We start from the raw sequence: 17,600 nt of genomic DNA, 5'->3' as shown, positions 1-17,600 counted from the left end.
CATCGTTCATTCGAAAAAAACTCCGGAAGCGCCTGTGAAGGCATCCGGAGTTTTATTTAAGAGATCAGAAAGTATAAATTTCGGAGCTTCCTGCTTCCTGATCTCGCAAGAAAAACTTCCTTTAGACGCGGTCTGTCTTCTTTGAAGGTACGTCGATAGACGTTTTTCTTATACCCAATAAGTTATATCGCCCGCTGAAACTGGCTGGTGTACAAGTCATAATAAAAACCTTTGGCTTCCAGCAGCTGACGGTGGTCCCCCTGCTCGGCAATGCGTCCGCCGTGGATGAACAGAATCCGGTCCGCATCCTGAATCGTGCTCAGCCGGTGGGCGATGACAAAGCTGGTCCGTCCCTTCATCAGCGTCTGCATCGCTTCCTGGACATGCATTTCGGTCCGGGTATCGACGCTGCTGGTGGCTTCGTCCAGTATAAGGATGGCCGGATCGGCGAGGATCGCCCGGGCGATGGTCAGCAGCTGGCGCTGGCCGTGGCTGAGATTGCTGCCCTCGGCGGCCAGGATTGTATCATACCCGTCCGGCAAACGGGATATAAAGCGGTCGGCATTCGCCAGCCTGGCGGCATGCTCCACTTCGGCATCGGTTGCATCTAACCGTCCGAACCGGATGTTTTCGCGGATGCTGCCGGAAAAGACGTAGGCGTCCTGGAGGACGATCCCCACCTTGCTCCGCAGGCTGTCTTTATCCATATCGCGGATGCTCACCCCGTCGATGCAAATGTCGCCTTGGTCGATCTCGTAGAACCGGGTCAGCAGGTTGATGATCGTCGTTTTGCCTGCACCCGTAGGGCCGACGAGGGCGATCATTTGACCGGGCTCGGCGGTAAAGGATACGTCCTGCAGCACCGGCGTTCCCGGTTTATAGCTGAAAGTTACATTCCGGAATTCGACGCTGCCCTTTACCTCTCCAAGCTCCGCGACGGTCCGCTTGTGGTCTTCGGCATACTCGGTGTCGAGGTCGAAAATCTCAAATACGCGCTCGGCACCCGCAATGGCGGACTGCATCAGGTTGAACTGGTTGGCCAGTTCGGTGATCGGCCGGCCGAACTGCTTGGAGTAGTTCAGAAAGCTGACGACGATGCCGACGGTGGTGTGCCCTTGCAACACCATCCAGCCGCCGGCCGCCGCGATCAGGGCGAAGCTGAGGTTGTTCACCATGTTCATGACCGGCCCGACCATGCCGGAGGCGATCTGCGCGCGGATGCCGACCTGATTCAGCTTGTGGTTGATCTTCTGGAACTGCTCGACCGCGACAGGCTCCCGCCGGAACAGCTTGACGATTTTTTGCCCGCTGACGGTCTCCTCAATAAAGCCGTTGAGCTCGCCGAGGTGCTGCTGCTGGGCTTTGAACAGCTTTCGGGTCAGCCGCGTGATTTGGCGTGTTGCCACGAGCACGAGCGGAATGCTGATGAGGCTGACGAGCGTAAGGGGCAGGTTGAGCCTCAGCATGATGACCAGCGACCCGGCCAGTGTAATGATGCTGTTCAGGAGCTGCGTTACGCTCTGGTTCAGCGTGTTCGACACGTTCTCGATGTCATTGGTCGTGCGGCTCATCAGCTCTCCGGTCGGATGGGTATCGAAAAAGCGCAGCGGCAGCTGCTGGTATTTATCGAACAGGTCCTGGCGGAGGGCCAAGACGGTGCGCTGGGAGACCGCCGTCATGACGTACACCTGAATCCAGGAAACGACGCTGCCCAGTGCATAGATGCCGATCATCAGCAAGCAGAGCGACCAGAAGCCTTCATGCTCCTTCGGCATAATGAAGCGGTCGATCGCTTTGCCGAGCAGGAAAGGGCCGATCAGGGAAATGACCGCGCTGAGAATGGTCGTAACGTATACGATGATCAACCCGAACTGCTGCCGGCTCAGATAGGCCCACAGTCTTCTGAGGGTAGCGCCAGCCTGCTTGGGCTTGGCTTTCTGCATGACCATGTTTCGGCCGGGTCCATGGCCCATCATGGGAGGGCCCCCGCGGCCGGGTTCAGCGCCGGCTTGTTTAGTTGGCTGCGGCATGCGTATCTTCCTCCTTCCGCTGCGAACGGTAAATATCCTGATAGATCGCGCTGGTCCGCAGCAGTTCTTCGTGGGTTCCCCGGGCGGCGATGGAGCCGTTCTCCAGCACCAGAATCTGGTCGGCCTCCATGACTGAGCTGATCCGCTGCGCGATGATGATGTTGGTGCTGCGGTTCATCAGCTCCTTCAGCGCAGCCTGGATGCGCGATTCCGTGCCGACGTCGACCGCGCTCGTGCTGTCGTCCAGGATGAGAATCCGCGGCTTAACGAGCAGCGCGCGGGCGATCGACAGGCGCTGCTTCTGCCCCCCGGACAGGTTGACGCCTTTTTGCCCGATCACGGTCTCATAGCCGTCCGGCATCTGCATGATAAAATCGTGGGCCTGGGCGGCCTTGGCCGCCGCAGTCACTTCCTTCAGCGGAGCGGCGGGCCGGCCGTATCGGATGTTATCCTGCACCGTGCCGCTGAACAGCACGGACTGCTGCAGCGTCATGCCCACCATCCCGCGCAGGATGTCCAGCGGGATGTCGCGGACATCCGTGCCGCCGATAAGAACGCGGCCGCCGGTGGCGTCATAGAGCCGCGGGATCAGGTGCACGAGCGAGGATTTGCCGGATCCGGTAACGCCGAGAATGACGGTCGTCTGGCCCGGTTTGGCTGTAAAGGTGATCCCGCTGAGCACCGGATCGGCATGCGGATGCTCCCCGTAACCGAAGGATACATTCTCGAAGACAACATCCGCGGGCGCCGGTTCCTTGGCCTGGGCGCCGGTGGGATCGACAATGTCCGGCTGCGCGTCAAACACTTCCTGCACCCGGGCCGCGGAGACTCTGGCCCGGGAGATGAAGGTCAGCATGTTGCTTACCATCAGCATGGCGAACAGGAGCTGTGTCACGTAATTGATATAAGCGATCAAATCGCCGGCGGGAAGGGATCCGCCGCGGGTAAGGGCACCCCCGTACCAGAGCACCGCCACGATGCTCAAATTCAGGATCAGCGTCATGACCGGCATGTTCAGCCCCAAGAGCCGATTGGCCGAGATGGCCTCCTTCGTGTAATCGCCGTTAGCGCCGGCAAAGCGCTTGCGTTCATAGCCTGCGCGGACGAAGGCCTTGACGACCCGAATGCCGGCGAGGTTCTCTTGCAGGACGCCGTTCACTTGGTCGAGCATCGACTGAACCCGGCCGAACAGCGGAAAAGACTTCCGGATCAGCAGCACCAGAAAGACGACCAGGACAGGGATCGATACCGCCAGGACCAGCGTCAGCCGGGGACTGATCCAGAGGGCCAGGATGAGGCTGCCGAGGAACAGCAGCGGGGAGCGGATGCTCCGCAGGATCATCTGGACCACTGTCTGCAGCTGAACGACGTCATTCGTCAGCCGGGTGATCAGCGATCCGGTCTTCAGCTCGTCAAGATTGCGGAAGGAAAAGGTTTGTATTTTCCGGAACAGATGGTCCCGGAGATCGGTGCCGAAATGCTGAGAGGCATAAGTTGAAAAGACGGTGCACCCCACGCCGCCCAGCAGGCCGACTACGGCAACCCCGATCATCAGAAGACCCGTTCGCTCGATGTACGCAAGGTCGCCGGGAACCACTCCTTTATTAACGATGTTCGCCATCAGCGCTGGCTGCAGCAGGTCCATGGATACCTCAAGCAGCATCAGCAGAGGAGCCAGCAGAGCCGACACCTTATACGGACGAAGGTAGGATATCATCAGTTTCCACATGGGCGGGACCTCACTTGGTATCAGAATCGGCAGCCTGCGCCTGGCCTCCCGGCGAAGAACCCGAGGCTCCGCCATCCGCCGTTTCACGCAGCTCGAACGTATGGATGTACTCCTGGATCATCTGGTCAACGGCTTTCAGCTCACCGGTAATGACCTGCTGGATCGGCTGGAACTCGGGCTGGCTCAGCTGCTGCATCAGCGTGCTGCGCATGACCTGCATACGCTCCAGAAACATCAGCACGCGGCCGCGCCGAAACGTCTGGGCGCTCTGAAAGCTCCGGCCGCCCTCGTCGTCGCCGTGATGCTCCCTTTTGCCGCGCCGGCCGTGGTCGTGGTGCCCGTGTCCGCGGCCCCCGCCGCGCCGGTCGCCTCGCTCCCAGCGGCCGCTCTCGTTGTTCATATCTTCTTTCATTGACGTCACTCCTTAGAATTAGTGGATGTGTATACGTGCATTGCTGTTTGTATACAAATGTATACGATTGTGTGGTGAGAGTCAATTCCTTTTACCCTAAATCTGGAAAAATCCAGCTTTCTCTGGTCTTCGTTATCGTCTCTATATAATGCCAGCGTCCATTTTGTTATAATGTTGTTGATTCCGCAGACTAACAAACATGGTTCCAGAAACGGCTGTATTCGGACCCGGAGCATCACCGGCGTCTAAACCGCCTTGGAAGCGGCACGCCCGATGCAGCCCTTTACGATATTCGTAATATGAATGACAGTTTATTTGAGGTGAAATAGAGACGATGGCCAAAAAGATTACGATGCAGCAAATCGCCGACCACCTGGGCGTTTCGAAGTTCGTTGTATCCAAGGCGCTGTCCGGCAAGGGCGGAGTCAATGAAATGACCCGGGAGCGGGTGATCCAGGCGGCTTCCCAGCTCGGGTATTTTTCGCAAAAGAAAGCCTATATGAGGAGCCCCCGCACGGAACCTAACACGCTTAAGCGCAGCGGTGCCAAGCATTCCGTGATCGTGCTGATGCCCAATATCCGTTTTCAGAACAGGGAATCGCTGTACTGGGGCAAGATTATGGAGGGGATTTCGATCAGCCTCGAGGAACGGGGACTGGGCATGGTGATCATCTCTGAGCAGAACGTGGACAACTTTGTCAGCCTCCTGAATCCGGAAGGGATTCTCGGACTCATTGGGGTCGGGGAAATTTCCACGCCGCTGCTGCTGGAGGTGCACCGGATGGGGCTGCCGATCGTGCTGGTCGACATGGAGGATCCGCTCATTCCGTCCGACACGGTCTTTGCGAACAATATGGATGTGATGGCCCGGCTGACGACCCACCTGATCGGCATCGGCCATCAGCGGCTGCAGTTCATCGGAAACGACCGGTATTCGCGCAGCTTCCGGGACCGCTCCATCGGGTACCGGACGGCGCTGGATGAGCAGGGGCTGCCGAGCCAGGAAGGGCTGGTCATTCCGCTTCCCGATTTGGAGAACGGCAGCTTCGAGCCCGAAATCCGGTCGTGGATCTCGCGGAAAATCAAATCCAAATCGCTGCCGACCGCACTGGTCTGCGCCAACGATGCGATTGCGCTGACGGCCCGGGATATCCTGATCGAGCTTGGCGTGCGGGTTCCGGAGGAGGTGTCGGTCTCCGGATTCGACAATATCGCCGATGCGGCCAAGGGCAGTCCGTCCCTGACGACCGTTCATGTTCCGAAGGAGGCGATGGGCCGCCGGGCTGTCGAGAAGCTGCTCGAACGAATGGACAAGGCGGATACGCCTCTGGAAAAAATCCTGCTCGCCGGCGATATCGTCTACCGTGATTCCACGGCGCAGGCGCCGGATGGCTCCGGGAGATGAAATCACAGCAGGTACGATGAAATCTCAGCCGGTCATAACAAAAAAAGCATCCTGCCCAACAGGCGGGATGCTTTTTATCGATAAAGGAAGTTTCGAAGTTTCCGGAAAGTGCACGGGGTTGCCGTATGTGCGGGTTGAAAGAGCTGAAATCGCGAGGTTCAGTCTTCCTGTGCGCCCTTTAGATCGCTTACGGCTGGGAAGGCAGTCCACCGAACTCGCGGATTTGTGCCGTGTAATGATCGCGGATGAGGCCCTCCGCCTTTTTCGCATAAGGGCAGTAATCATCATTCCCGGCGGCGTCCTCCGGTGCATACAGTGCTGCCGGCCAGTCCCACAGCATAAATCCTCCCACCCATGAACGGCTGGCGCAGGCTTCAAACATCCGCTCATAATAAGCGGCTTGTTCGTCCTCGTTTGGGTCTCCGGGCAGTCCCCAGTCGTTTGGAATCCGGCTCGAACCGGTCCGGCTGGGACATCCCGCCTCCATAAAGAAGAAGGGCTTGCCGTACCGGCGGATGACCGGCTCAATGCGGTCCAGCTGCTCTTCCCAGCTGTCGATCGGGTAATAGCCGCTGGATGAAATGGCATCCACTGCATCCCACCAAGCCACCTGGCCTTCCTGATATTTGTCGCAGTTATAGGTAACGATGCCGGAGTATACTTGCCGAACCTGGCGGATGAGCTCGCGCCATTCCCGTTCCCTTCGGTCGGTCTGCACCATCTCGCACCCGATGCACAGCATTTCGCAGCCGGTTTCCTCGGCCATAGCCGCATAGTGCAGCATAAATCGGGTATAAGAGTCAAACCACTCGGACCATTTCGGTTCACAAGGCACGTCAATATCGAAAAAGTTGATATGGGCCCGCCAAGTTCCGTCGGTGCAGTTGACGACCGGTTTCAGGCAGACGCGCAAGCCGAGACGCTTGGCGGAGGCAATCGCATGGCGAACCTCTTCATCCGTTACGGTCGGCTCTTCCGCAAAGTGGATTTCCGTCGAATGGGCCGTATCCTGCAGGGCCGCAAAGGTGACGGCCGTCCAGTTCACGCCGAGGCGTTTTACCATTTCCTCCATCGAATGTCCGGCCTCAGGCGTGTTCCATGTTCCACGGATGCCGGTCCATCCCCAGGTCATGCCGCCGATATATCCTTCCAGCAAGTTATTGCGCATTAAATTCACCGTGTGCACCTCTTCTTGTGTTATTTTTGTTAGCGTATTTCGTTATTTGGTTATGATAACTTTATATAATTGTTATAAACAAAATACGCCTGAAGATCAAGTGTGCGGCTGTGAAAATATGATGATTATAGATGGTATTCCCGTCTTGGTGTGGAGATAGGGTGCGTGAAAAATAGATAACACATTGATAACAAAGGTGAAAAATAAAAGCCCTGCCCGTAATTGTACAGGCAAGGCTTGATATGCATGAGGCCATTCTCTATTTAAGCGGCTGCTGATTCACGTAGCTGTCGGACAAATTAAGGAGCTTAAGCGCCCGGTTATATTCCTCTTCCGTAGTGCCGCCGTCCACTGAGGTTCGGCCGCTCAGCGGGTACTGCGCTCCATCCTCATATCCGGCTCCCGACACGAAGAGCGCATTGCCGGTCAGGAAGGAACCGGTCGGCAAATAATAACGCTCCGGAATCAGATTATAGCTCTGATTTAAAAGATCCTGTCCGAAATGAATATGGTCTTTGACGGAAACGCCCGTCAGATTGGCGACCGTCGGCAGGATGTCGACCTGTCCGCCCACCGTGTTGTTCACTTCCGGATGTTGGATCGAGCCGCCCGCCAGAATCAGCGGAATGTTAATCATATCCGAATAGGAATATTCATGTCCGTAAATTTCCTTCATCAATTCTTTATCATCACGGTCCAGGGAGTACAGCGGCAGTCCCATGTGATCCCCGTAGATGACGATGAGGCTGTCGTCCCAGAGGCCGTTAGTCTTCAGTTCATCGATAAACTGGCCCAGCGCATAATCCGCATAATTCTGGGCGCGGATATAATCCCCGACGAACGTACCGTCGTATCGCTCAGGGAGCTGCATGTGGTATTTTCTCTCCGGAATCGTGAACGGATGATGCGCCGACATCGAGATGACCTGGGCATAGAACGGTTTGTCTTCCTGGTCCATTTCCTTCATTTTCGCGGCAGTCTTCTTATACAGCACTTCATCCGATGGGCCGAAGAAGAAGGAGTCTTCGTCACCGAAGAAGGACTTGTCGTAATAATGCTGGAAGCCAAGGGACGAATACAGCTCCCCGCGGTTCCAGAACTCCACGTCGTTCGTATGGAAGGTCGCGGTCGCGTAACCGTTGCTCTCCATCAGCCTCGGCAGGCTCGGCAGCTTCTTGTCGACATAGTTCTGCGTGGCTGCTCCGCTCGGCGGAACATAGAACGAGGTGTTCACGACGAATTCGGCATCTGATGTATTGCCTTGGCCGACCATTTGGTTGAAGTTCGGGAAGTAGTACTGCTCTTTGGCCAGCTTGTTCATATTAGGCGTAATTTCCTGGCCGTCGATCTTCAGGTTGATCAGGAAATTCTGAAACGATTCCAGCTGGATAATGATGACGTTCTTGCCTTTGGCATCCCCGAAATGCTGCGGCTGATCGGTCTTCTTGATGCCTTTGAGCTCATCGATCGAGGCCTGGGTAATGCTGTTCAGCGGAACGATGTCTTCTTTCTTCTTGGAGAAAATCGTATACGCTTCATAATTCAAAATGCCCATTTGCTGGGCTTTTGTGATCTCGTTCATGCTGGCCCGGTTCGGAACGATATTAAACAGGCAGATCACGAGGGACAGAATGAACAGCACGGTAACGACGCTCCGGCGGGCCCGGCGGCTGGTCTGATCCTTCCATTGCCGCGCTTTACGGCCCCGCACCATGATGACAAAGATCACGACGATGTCGGCGTAGATCAGCAAATAGTAAGGGTCCATCAGCGAAAAGACACTGTTGCGGACGGCCGTAACCTGGTTGACCTGCTCCAGGGCATGGTAAGTCGCGATGACGCCATAGTATTTGAAGTACATAATGACGGCGAAAAAGATCGTGGTCAGCAGCAGGTTGGCGATGACATAAGCCCCGAATTTCCGCTTGCCGGCAAACCACTCAATCAGACAGAACACGAGCCAAATAAACGGAATTTCGGTAATGATGGGCTTCCAGGGCATCAGGTCATTAAACGTAACGGCCCATGCCAAATACCCCTTTAAAAGTAAAAGAATGGTGAATAAGACAAACGGTTTTCGCAGAAATCCACGAAGTGAAGACACGTTACCAACTTCCTTCCTTTTAATGACGGGCTGACTGGCTGATCTAAGCCGGGCAGCTGAGTATATCGCGCGAAAAGCTGGATGATTGCGCATAAAATTGAATATCCTGCGGTTGCTTGAGCCCTTTTGTCGCATGGAATCGAGGGCAATAGGTTTATTATGCCTTCGGCTCAGAAAGATGTCAAAAGGCGAATCCTTGTCATTTCTAGTTATCATTTACCATATTGGGAAGTAAATGAACCGCTTCCGCCGCTCCTCTGAAGCATTCTTTGAAAACGTCCGGATTTCCGATCCGCCCGGGTACGGCGGGCTGAGCCGTAACACCACGACACCCTGCTAAACACTGCGGTACACTGCTTATTTCCCACCGGTCAATAACCCCCTAAAAACTGTAAAATATTGTGTTGAACCAGGTCTGCATTTTAGGTAAAATGTGCGAAAACCATATTGTGTTAAATAAGTTAACGCATAATGTAATGTTTGATGAAGGGGTTGAGGGGGATGTTTGACTGGCTTGGCTTTACAACGGGGCTGCCACTCTGGTGGTCGTACCGGTTAAACCGTCATTTGAAAGAGGATATCGAAAACATTTTTGAGGGAATCGCCCAGAATCGTATACAAATATTAGAGAGCTGGGTTACGGAGTATTGGTCCCATTTGGAGCGTTTGAGCATACAGCTTGGCCCAAACTTCGGCCATATCGTCCAGGATCCTGCCGGGGCCGCGGCATTGGAGCCGCTGTTCGCTTCCTATATGAAGAGAGGTGCCGATTTCTCAGAGATTTTCCTGATTCGTGACGACATGAAGGTGGTATACTCCACCCATCCGTCCCGCATCGGGGCAAGCTGCAGCCGGGAGGGCCTGATCGAGCCGGGGCTGAAGTATACGCTGCAGGGGAATCCTTGCCTGTTCGGCCCCTATTCCGACCCGGCCACATTAGAGGTCGGCCCGAGCACTTCGGCGTTTCACGACGCGATGACGCTGATGTTTATTTTGCCGGTCATGAATGACGGTGAGTGGAAAGGGGCGCTGTGCGGCCGGGTTCCAAACGATGTCCTGGGCGACTTGATCCAGCGGGAGCAGGGGCATGTATATCCCGATTCAGGCGATAACTACATTTTCATGGCCAAGCCGGGACTGAGCAAGAACATTGCGCCCGGAACGGCGCTGTCGCGGAGCCGCTTCGAGGACTTTACCTTTACGCACGGCGATAACCTGAAAGAAGGGGTACGGACCGACTACGGGACGGTTCAGGTAAAGAACCATACCGAGCTGGAACTGGTGTTCAAGGACCCGGCCACAGGAGAACTGCATCCAGGGGTGGCGAACACGATACAGAACGGAAGCAATCTGTTTGTGGAGTTTCCGGGATATTCGGACTACCGGCACATTCCGGTGATCGGTAAAGGGGTTACTTTTCAGCTTCCGCATTGCCCGGACGTATGGGGGATGATGTGCGAAGGGGATTTGGAGGAAGTGTACCGCTTCCGGAGCTTCGGTTGGAAGATGAAGAAAATGCACCTGATGACAGGTCTGGCGGGCGTGGTGCTGAACGGTCTTCTATTCGGTCTGCTGGCCTGGAGTCTGCCTCCGGTCACGGGGCTGATCATGGTTCTGGCGGCAAACGTGCTGTTCGGCTGGATCGCGGTCTTCGTTCTTGAACGCAGGGGGACGCGGCGGACGGCGGAGCATTTACGCAGCCTGAGCCGGTTCATCCGCATCAATGCCGAAGGCAAAGGGGATTTGACGCAGCGGCTGGACCTGCGCGAATTTGCGGATGACGAGGCCAAGGAGCTCGGCAAATGGGTAAACAGCATGATCGATGCCCTGGAAGGCATTATGCTGCAGGTTAAGCAGGCGGCGCAGGACGTTCAGGACAGCCAGCACGTGCAGCATGCGACGGCCCAGTCGACCGCCAGCTCCACGGAGCGGGTGAGCGGGAAGGTTCACAGCATGATCCGCGGCATCCGCGGCCAGCTGAAGGATATCGACGTGGCCAAGGACGTGTCGGTGGAGATGAGCGTTACCCTGCGGGAAATCGAAGAGGCGGCTGCTCAGCAAATTGCGGTGGCGCAAAGCGAAGTGCAGCATATCGGCGACAAGATGAAGCAAATCCAGGACAAGGTGGAGGAGAGCAACCGGACCATTCGGACGTTTATGGAAACGACGCGGGATATTGCCGGCCTGCTGACGGCCATCGAGAACATTTCCAAGCAGACCAACCTGTTATCGCTGAACGCGTCGATCGAAGCGGCGAGGGCGGGCGAGCACGGTCAAGGCTTCTCGGTAGTGGCGGGGGAAATCCGCAAGCTGGCCGAGCTTACCCGGCATTCCACCGAGCAGATCCAGCGGACGCTGCGGCAGATCGGCGGGCAGGTGGAACTGGCCTTTGCCTCCATGGACGAAGGCAGCCGGGCGGTGGAGGAGGGTACGAAAATCGTCGCTTCGGCCTCTGAAATGCTGGGACAGGCTGGCAGCCAGGACAGCCTCAAGACCAAGATGGTCGGTGAAGTGGTGGGCATCATGGAAAAGGTAGCCGCCGTCAGCATCGAAAACCGCAGCATTTCGGCAGAGGTGGAAGGCACCCTGCAGGAGCTGCAGGAGGACATGCAGCACGTCCGCGGCACATCGGAAAATGTGGAGTCCATCACCGGATCGCTGCTTCAGCTTGTCAACCAGTTCCGCCTGACCGAGACGCGGAGAAGATAGCAGGAAGACGGTGGCGTCGTGTGACCTGCCGCTGCCGGATGAGTTCATTAGACAAAGCTCGTGCCCCTTTATCAGGGCGGCACGGGCTTTTTTCGTGGATAGCGCATTGGGACTGCCTGCTCCATTATGGTATGATGGGAAAAACAAGGGGAACGGGTGATCTTATGTCTGAAGAAAACCGGGAGCGGGCGGAGGTTCGGATATCGGTTCGACCGCTGGTGGAATATGCTTTCTCAAGCGGGGATATCGATTCCGGATTCCGGTCGGCCACCGCCATGGTTGAAGGCACACGAATTCACCAGCAGGTGCAGAAAACCTACGGGGAAGGCGACCAGAAGGAGGTGTTTCTGAAGCGGGAGATCTCCTTCGGGGACCTGACTTATGTCATTGAAGGAAGATGCGACGGCCTGATCCAAACGGATGACGGCTGGATGATCGATGAGATCAAATCGACCGCTGCGAGCCTGGATGCGATGGAGGGGGACGGAAAGCCGGTTCACTGGGCACAGGCTCAAGTTTACGCCTATATTTATGCCATGGACCACGGCCTGGACCAGATGACGGTGCAGCTTACCTACGTCGAGACGCATACCGGCACGGAGCGCCGTTTCCGGCGGATGCTGACGCTGGCAGAGCTCGAAGCCTTTGTGATGGGGGTGCTGGAGGTCTATACCCCGTATGCCGCGCTCCGGCTGAAAAATGCGCATCTCCGGGATGAGAGCATCCGCGCGCTGCCGTTCCCGTTCGACACTTACCGGGAAGGACAGCGCAAGCTGGCGGGAGCGGTCTATCAGGCGGTGAAGGAGAAGCGGAAGCTGTTTGCCAAGGCCCCGACGGGGATCGGCAAGACGATGTCCACGCTGTTCCCGTCCGTGAAGGCGATCGGGGAGGGGCTGCTTGGGCAGATCTTTTATTTGACGGCCAAGACGATCACCCGAACGGCCGCCGAGCAGGCCTTTGCGCTGATGCAGGCCAAAGGGCTGCGGATGCAGACGGTGACGATTACGGCTAAGGACAAAGTCTGCTTTCAGGAGGAGACGGTCTGCCGGAAGGACGCCTGCCCGTTTGCGGACGGCTACTACGACCGGGTCAACGGGGCTATTTTGGACATGCTGTCCCAGGAAACGGTGATGGACCGCGCCGTCATCGAGCGTTACGCTCGCAAGCACCAGGTATGTCCCTTTGAGTTTTCGCTGGACGCGGCCTACGCAGCGGATGCGGTCATTTGCGACTATAATTACATCTTTGATCCGCGGGTTTCGTTCAAACGGCTGCCCGAGGAGCAGAAGAGGCAGACGGTGCTGCTCGTGGACGAAGCCCATAACCTCGTTGATCGGGGACGGGACATGTTCTCGGCTGAGATCGGCAAGGCGGCATTTCTCGAGCTGAAGCGCGGATACAAGGGCGTGGATGCCGGGGTTCAGAAGGCGGCGGATGCGGTCAATAAATTTTTTATCGAGCTGAAAAAGGAAATGGGCGAAGTCCGCCAGAAGCAGTGGCAGGAGCAGCCTCGGGAACTGGGTGAGCGGCTGGAACTGTTCATCGCCGAAGCCGAGCGGGAGCTGCTGGCTCCCAAAGGCAACCCCGGGCTGCAGGAGCAGCTGCTGGATGCTTATTTTGTGTCGCAGCATTATATCCGGATCGCCAAGCTGTATGACGAACGCTTTTTGACGTATGCCGAGATTCACGGTGGCGACTGCGTGCTGAAGCTGTTCTGCATGGATCCGTCCTACCTGCTCACCCAGGCGGGAAAAGGCTTCCGCTCGACCGTGTTTTTCTCGGCCACTCTGTCTCCGCTGTCCTACTATAGGGACATGCTGGGCGCCGGCGAGGAGGACTACAGCTTGTCCGTGCCGTCGCCGTTCAGCCGGGAGCAGCTGGATGTGCGCATCGAGCCGCTGTCCACCAGGTACCGGGACCGGGACGACACCCGGGACGCGCTGGTGAAGCTGCTGCATGGCCTCATATCGGAGCGCAAAGCGAATTACATGGTCTTTTTCCCGTCGTACCAATATATGCGTATGGTGGTCGAGCCTTTTGCGGAGCTGCACCCGGAGGTTGGCATCATCGTGCAGGATACCGGAATGGCCGAGGAGGAGCGGGAGCGGTTCCTCGCGGCGTTCCAGGCGGACAATGCGGATACGCTCGTCGGCTTCGCTGTGCTCGGGGGTATTTTCTCCGAAGGCATCGACCTGCAGGGGGACCGTCTGGGAGGCGTGGTCGTAGTCGGTGTGGGCCTGCCGCAGCTCGGTTTTGAACGGAACCTGATTCGGGATTACTTCAATGAAAACGGGAAAAGCGGGTATGATTACGCCTACGTGTTCCCGGGGATGAACAAGGTGCTGCAGGCCGGAGGGCGGCTGATCCGCTCCGAGCAGGATACGGGCGTGCTGGTGCTGGTCGACGACCGTTTTCTCCAGCGGCATTATCAGGGGCTGCTCCCGGATGAGTGGAAGGGATTCACCGTCGGGAGGCCTTAGACGGGCGAGACGCGGCACAGCGAAGTGGTCCTCCGGGCCGCTTGGTCTCGTCGGGATTGGGTTCCGCGAACGGGATGGATACGAGGGCGTGCGATGCGTTCCCAACAAATCGTAGCCAAACGGGACGGCCCCCGGTATAGTGGAGAAAACAGGATAAAGGTGGGATCGCGCAGGATGACACTTCGTATCGGATTGATCGGAACCGGATGGTTCAGCGGCGTACATGCCGACAATTTGGCGGCGATGGATGGAGTAAAGCTGACGGCGGTTTGTGGTACAAGCCTGGAGAAAGCAGACCGGATGGCGCGGCGTTACGGCGCCGAGGGATATGAGGATCTGGATGCTATGCTGGACGCGGGGCCGCTCGACGCGGTGTATATCTGCGTGCCGCCGATGGCACACGGCGAAATCGAAATGAAGCTGATTGAGCGCGGTATTCCGTTTTTGGTGGAAAAACCGCTTGGGCTCGACACCAGCTTGCCGGAACAAATTTTGGCCCGGGTCCGCGAGACGGGGCTGTTGACGTCGGTGGGGTACCATTTCCGCTACCAGCATAATGCGGCGCGGCTGAAGGAGGAACTGTCGAACCATACGACCGGTATGGTGCTGGGACGGTGGATGGACAGCATGCCGGGCGTGTCCTGGTGGAGACGGCAAAGCGGCTCCGGCGGGCAGTTCATCGAGCAGACGACGCATATGGTCGACATGCTCCGGTATACGGCCGGTGAAGTGGAAGAAGTGTATGCGCTTTACGGGGACCGGGTCAAGCGGAGCCAGGTGGAAGGCGTAGAAGTCGCCGACGTAGGAACGGTCACGCTCCGCCTGTCGAGCGGCGTGGTAGCGAACATCTCCAACACATGCGTCCTGCCGGAAGGCGGCGGGCTGAGCCAGACGGGACTGACGTTCTATACGGACCGGGGGATCATCGATTGGAACCCGCAGCGGCTGCAGTTGGCGGCGCCCGGTGTAAAGACGGAATATGCGGAGCAGGGGAGCCCCTATGTACGCGAAACGGAAGCGTTTCTCCATGCGCTGCGCACCGGAGATCGCTCCCGTATTCTTTCAAGCTATGAGGATGCCTGCCGGACACAGGCCGTGACTTGTGCCGCGTTGGCCTCGGCATCTACCGGCAAGCCGGTCCGCCTCTAACTCCTTACCACATCAGCATGAGCAGCGGCGCCACGCCGAGCGTGAACAAGGCGGCCAGGATCATCGAGACGCTGGAGATCGCTCCGCTCATCGAGCTGAAGCCGAAGGCCACGGACGTTCCCGTCCCGTGGGCGCTCGTGCCGAGCAGCACGCCGCGGGCGATTTCGTTCTCGATCCGTAGAAGGCGCAGAATCATTGGCCCGAGTACGGAGCCGAGCAGGCCGGTCATAATGACGAAGACCGCCGTAATGTTCGGCACCCCGCCGATGACCTGCGATACGTTCATGGCGATCGGCGTCGTGATCGAGCGGGGAATCAGGCTGGTCACCAATGAAGTGTCCAGCTTCAGCCCTTTGGCGAGCATCGCCGAAGAGATCATAGCCATGAAGGAACCGGTAAGCACGCTGACGACGATTTCGACGGCGTGCTTTTTGAGTACTTTAAAATTTTTATAGAGCGGCACCGCAAAGGCGACCGTCGCAGGCTGGAGCATATCGCTCAGCCATTTCCCGCCGGCATTGTAATGTTCATAGGGAATATGTGTGCACAGCAGGAAAATAATAATGATGCAGGGCGTCACCAGCAGCGGCGACAGATACACTCTAGGATACCGCTTATACAATCGTTTGGCTGCCATGTAGATCACGAGGGTTAGCAGCAGACAGATGAGACCGATCATCATGACACCTTCCGTTCTTTATGTTTGGCAATGCGTGCGGCGGTCAAGCCGGAGCTGGCCATGACCACGACCGTGCTGAAAATAACGACGAGCAGGATTCGCACCCCGTCGCTCTCCAGCATCGCAAAATATTTCATCACCCCGACGGCGGCCGGGATAAAGAAGAGCAGGAGCTCGGCGAGCAGCCAGTTTGCTCCGACTTCGATCCATTCGAGCTTGACGACGCCGGATTCGAGCAAAAGAAACAACACGATGATTCCGAGAATGCTGCCCGGCACCGGCAGATGCAGCAGACCGGCCAGCTGGTTCATCGCATATGAAAACAGCATTAAAACGGCGACCTGAACGGTCCCTTTGACGGCATGCTTCATCAATTGTTTTCGCCTTCCTTTCATTTATAATGAAAATTTTACAGCATTCATTTTCATAGGTAAAATGCATATATCGAATGGATATCATTCCATTTGGCTATGGCATAAGGATGACGTATAAGTTCAAAATCGAAATGGATGATGGGCAAGTACGTAAAATGTCCCCGATAGACTTACTCAAGGAAAAGGAGAACGACGTATGGACATCCGCCAATTGCAGTATTTTATGGAGGTCGCCCGGCTGCAGAGTTTTACGAAGGCGGCGGAATCGCTCTACATCACGCAGCCGTCGATCAGCAAAACGATCCGCAACATTGAGGAGGAGCTTGGCGTCACCCTGTTTGACCGTTCAGGCAAAAAGGTGGTGCTGACCGATGCCGGCCGGATTATTTACGAGCAGGCGCAGCCGATCGTGAAGTCGTTCCAGAGCTTGTCCTCCGAGCTCGGCGATTTGAAAAATCTGAAGAAGGGCCATATCCGCCTCGGCCTGCCGCCGATGGTCGGATCGAGTTTTTTTCCTGAGGTGATCGGGCAGTTTCATCAGAAATACCCGCAGGTGACGATGCAGATCTTTGAGGACGGCGCCAAAAAGGTGGAGGTCGACGTAGAAAGCGGTTTGCTCGACATTGGCGTTGTGGTGCTGCCCACCGACGACTCGCTGTTCCACTCGTTTTCGTTCGTCCGGGAAAACCTGATGCTGCTGGTGCACCCGTCGCACCGTCTTGCGCATCGCGAGTGCGCCGGTCTTGCCGATCTGGCGGAAGAGAACTTCGTGCTGTTCCGGGAGGACTTTGCGCTGCATGACCGGATCATTACGGAATGCGTCAAGGTCGGCTTCCAGCCGCATATCGTCTACGAAAGCTCCCAATGGGACTTGATCAGCGGCATGGTCGCCGCCAATTTGGGCATCGCCCTGCTGCCGGAAACGATCTGCCGGGAAATCAACCGGGAGCGGATCCGGATTATGCCGCTGGTGGAACCGGTTATTCCGTGGCAGCTGGGGATGATCTGGCGCAGGGACCGTTACCTGTCCTATGCCGCGCGGGAATGGATCGCGTTTACGCAGGGGAAATTGATGGAGGACAGGGGGTAACCGGGCAGACTGGAACGCATTATTTTAATGAGGTTACAAGAAAAAATACATTAAACCAACACCCTCTCAGACCTCTTATTTTTGCTTTTAAAGCGTTTTGGATTCAGACATGTATCTCCTCATTATTTTTTATATTTTACAACCCTTAAACGGCCGCGTAGATGCCTTAAAACTCGTGTTTTCATGCGATTTCAGTCTGATATAATGAAAGATGGAAATGCGCATTTCTACGGAAACTACGAGCGAAAAGGAATGATTTACA

12 protein-coding genes are annotated in these 17,600 nt (G+C 56.6%); 5 read left to right on the top strand and 7 right to left on the bottom strand.

Annotated elements, in window-relative coordinates; all coding sequences use genetic code 11:
* Positions 1–182 precede the first annotated feature (182 nt).
* From K2F33_RS05060 to K2F33_RS05050, 3 genes are read right to left on the bottom strand one after another with little or no spacing between them, the layout of a single operon-like run.
* The gene (locus tag K2F33_RS05060; protein WP_412973964.1) at positions 183–2,030 is read right to left on the bottom strand and encodes an ABC transporter ATP-binding protein; all 1,848 of its coding nucleotides are present in this window, start codon (positions 2,028–2,030) and stop codon (positions 183–185) included.
* Positions 2,014–3,759: an ABC transporter ATP-binding protein gene (locus K2F33_RS05055; RefSeq protein ID WP_263881151.1), complete on the bottom strand. Its 1,746-nt coding sequence runs from the start codon at positions 3,757–3,759 to the stop codon at positions 2,014–2,016. The genes K2F33_RS05060 and K2F33_RS05055 overlap by 17 nt, the downstream gene beginning before the upstream one ends.
* Before the next feature lie 10 nt (positions 3,760–3,769).
* Complete coding sequence (locus K2F33_RS05050; RefSeq protein WP_263881150.1) at positions 3,770–4,171, bottom strand: hypothetical protein; 402 nt, start codon at positions 4,169–4,171, stop codon at positions 3,770–3,772.
* A 334-nt stretch (positions 4,172–4,505) separates the two neighbouring features.
* Here K2F33_RS05050 and K2F33_RS05045 point away from each other — a divergent pair, with 334 nt between their 5' ends.
* On the top strand, positions 4,506–5,576 hold the full coding sequence (locus K2F33_RS05045; RefSeq protein WP_263881148.1) for a LacI family DNA-binding transcriptional regulator: 1,071 nt from the start codon (positions 4,506–4,508) through the stop codon (positions 5,574–5,576).
* A gap of 187 nt (positions 5,577–5,763) precedes the next feature.
* Here K2F33_RS05045 and K2F33_RS05040 read toward each other — a convergent pair whose 3' ends face one another.
* Both K2F33_RS05040 and K2F33_RS05035 read right to left on the bottom strand, forming a co-directional pair.
* Entirely contained in the window at positions 5,764–6,744 is a 981-nt protein-coding gene (locus tag K2F33_RS05040) for a glycoside hydrolase family 113 (protein ID WP_263882293.1), read from the bottom strand.
* Between the two features lie 268 nt (positions 6,745–7,012).
* The gene (locus tag K2F33_RS05035; RefSeq protein WP_263881146.1) at positions 7,013–8,857 is read right to left on the bottom strand and encodes an LTA synthase family protein; all 1,845 of its coding nucleotides are present in this window, start codon (positions 8,855–8,857) and stop codon (positions 7,013–7,015) included.
* A gap of 501 nt (positions 8,858–9,358) precedes the next feature.
* Here K2F33_RS05035 and K2F33_RS05030 point away from each other — a divergent pair.
* The 3 genes from K2F33_RS05030 to K2F33_RS05020 all read left to right on the top strand — a co-directional run bounded on the left by K2F33_RS05030 (position 9,359) and on the right by K2F33_RS05020 (position 15,195).
* A complete protein-coding gene (locus tag K2F33_RS05030) occupies positions 9,359–11,566 on the top strand; it encodes a methyl-accepting chemotaxis protein (protein WP_263881145.1) in 2,208 nt (735 codons plus the stop codon).
* A 164-nt stretch (positions 11,567–11,730) separates the two neighbouring features.
* A complete protein-coding gene (locus K2F33_RS05025) occupies positions 11,731–14,046 on the top strand; it encodes an ATP-dependent DNA helicase (protein WP_263881144.1) in 2,316 nt (771 codons plus the stop codon).
* Positions 14,047–14,220: 174 nt separating this feature from the next.
* Positions 14,221–15,195: a Gfo/Idh/MocA family protein gene (locus K2F33_RS05020; protein ID WP_263881143.1), complete on the top strand. Its 975-nt coding sequence runs from the start codon at positions 14,221–14,223 to the stop codon at positions 15,193–15,195.
* Between the two features lie 4 nt (positions 15,196–15,199).
* Here K2F33_RS05020 and K2F33_RS05015 read toward each other — a convergent pair whose 3' ends face one another.
* The gene (locus K2F33_RS05015; protein ID WP_263882292.1) at positions 15,200–15,874 is read right to left on the bottom strand and encodes a CidB/LrgB family autolysis modulator; all 675 of its coding nucleotides are present in this window, start codon (positions 15,872–15,874) and stop codon (positions 15,200–15,202) included.
* Positions 15,874–16,245, bottom strand: a complete 372-nt coding sequence (locus K2F33_RS05010; protein ID WP_116233416.1) for a CidA/LrgA family protein — start codon at positions 16,243–16,245, stop codon at positions 15,874–15,876. Before K2F33_RS05010 ends, K2F33_RS05015 begins: the two co-directional genes overlap by 1 nt.
* Before the next feature lie 199 nt (positions 16,246–16,444).
* On the opposite strand from K2F33_RS05010, the gene cidR reads away from it, so the two are divergent.
* Positions 16,445–17,338 carry a cidABC operon transcriptional activator CidR gene (gene cidR / locus K2F33_RS05005; RefSeq protein WP_105445544.1) on the top strand — a complete coding sequence of 298 codons (894 nt, stop codon included), beginning with the start codon at positions 16,445–16,447 and terminating at the stop codon, positions 17,336–17,338.
* Positions 17,339–17,600: the final 262 nt, after the last annotated feature.

Origin of the sequence: Paenibacillus sp. PSB04, assembly GCF_025809195.1 — a bacterium.
GTDB classification, from domain to species: domain Bacteria; phylum Bacillota; class Bacilli; order Paenibacillales; family Paenibacillaceae; genus Paenibacillus_AQ; species Paenibacillus_AQ favisporus.
This window is presented reverse-complemented; position numbering and strand designations above follow the sequence as displayed.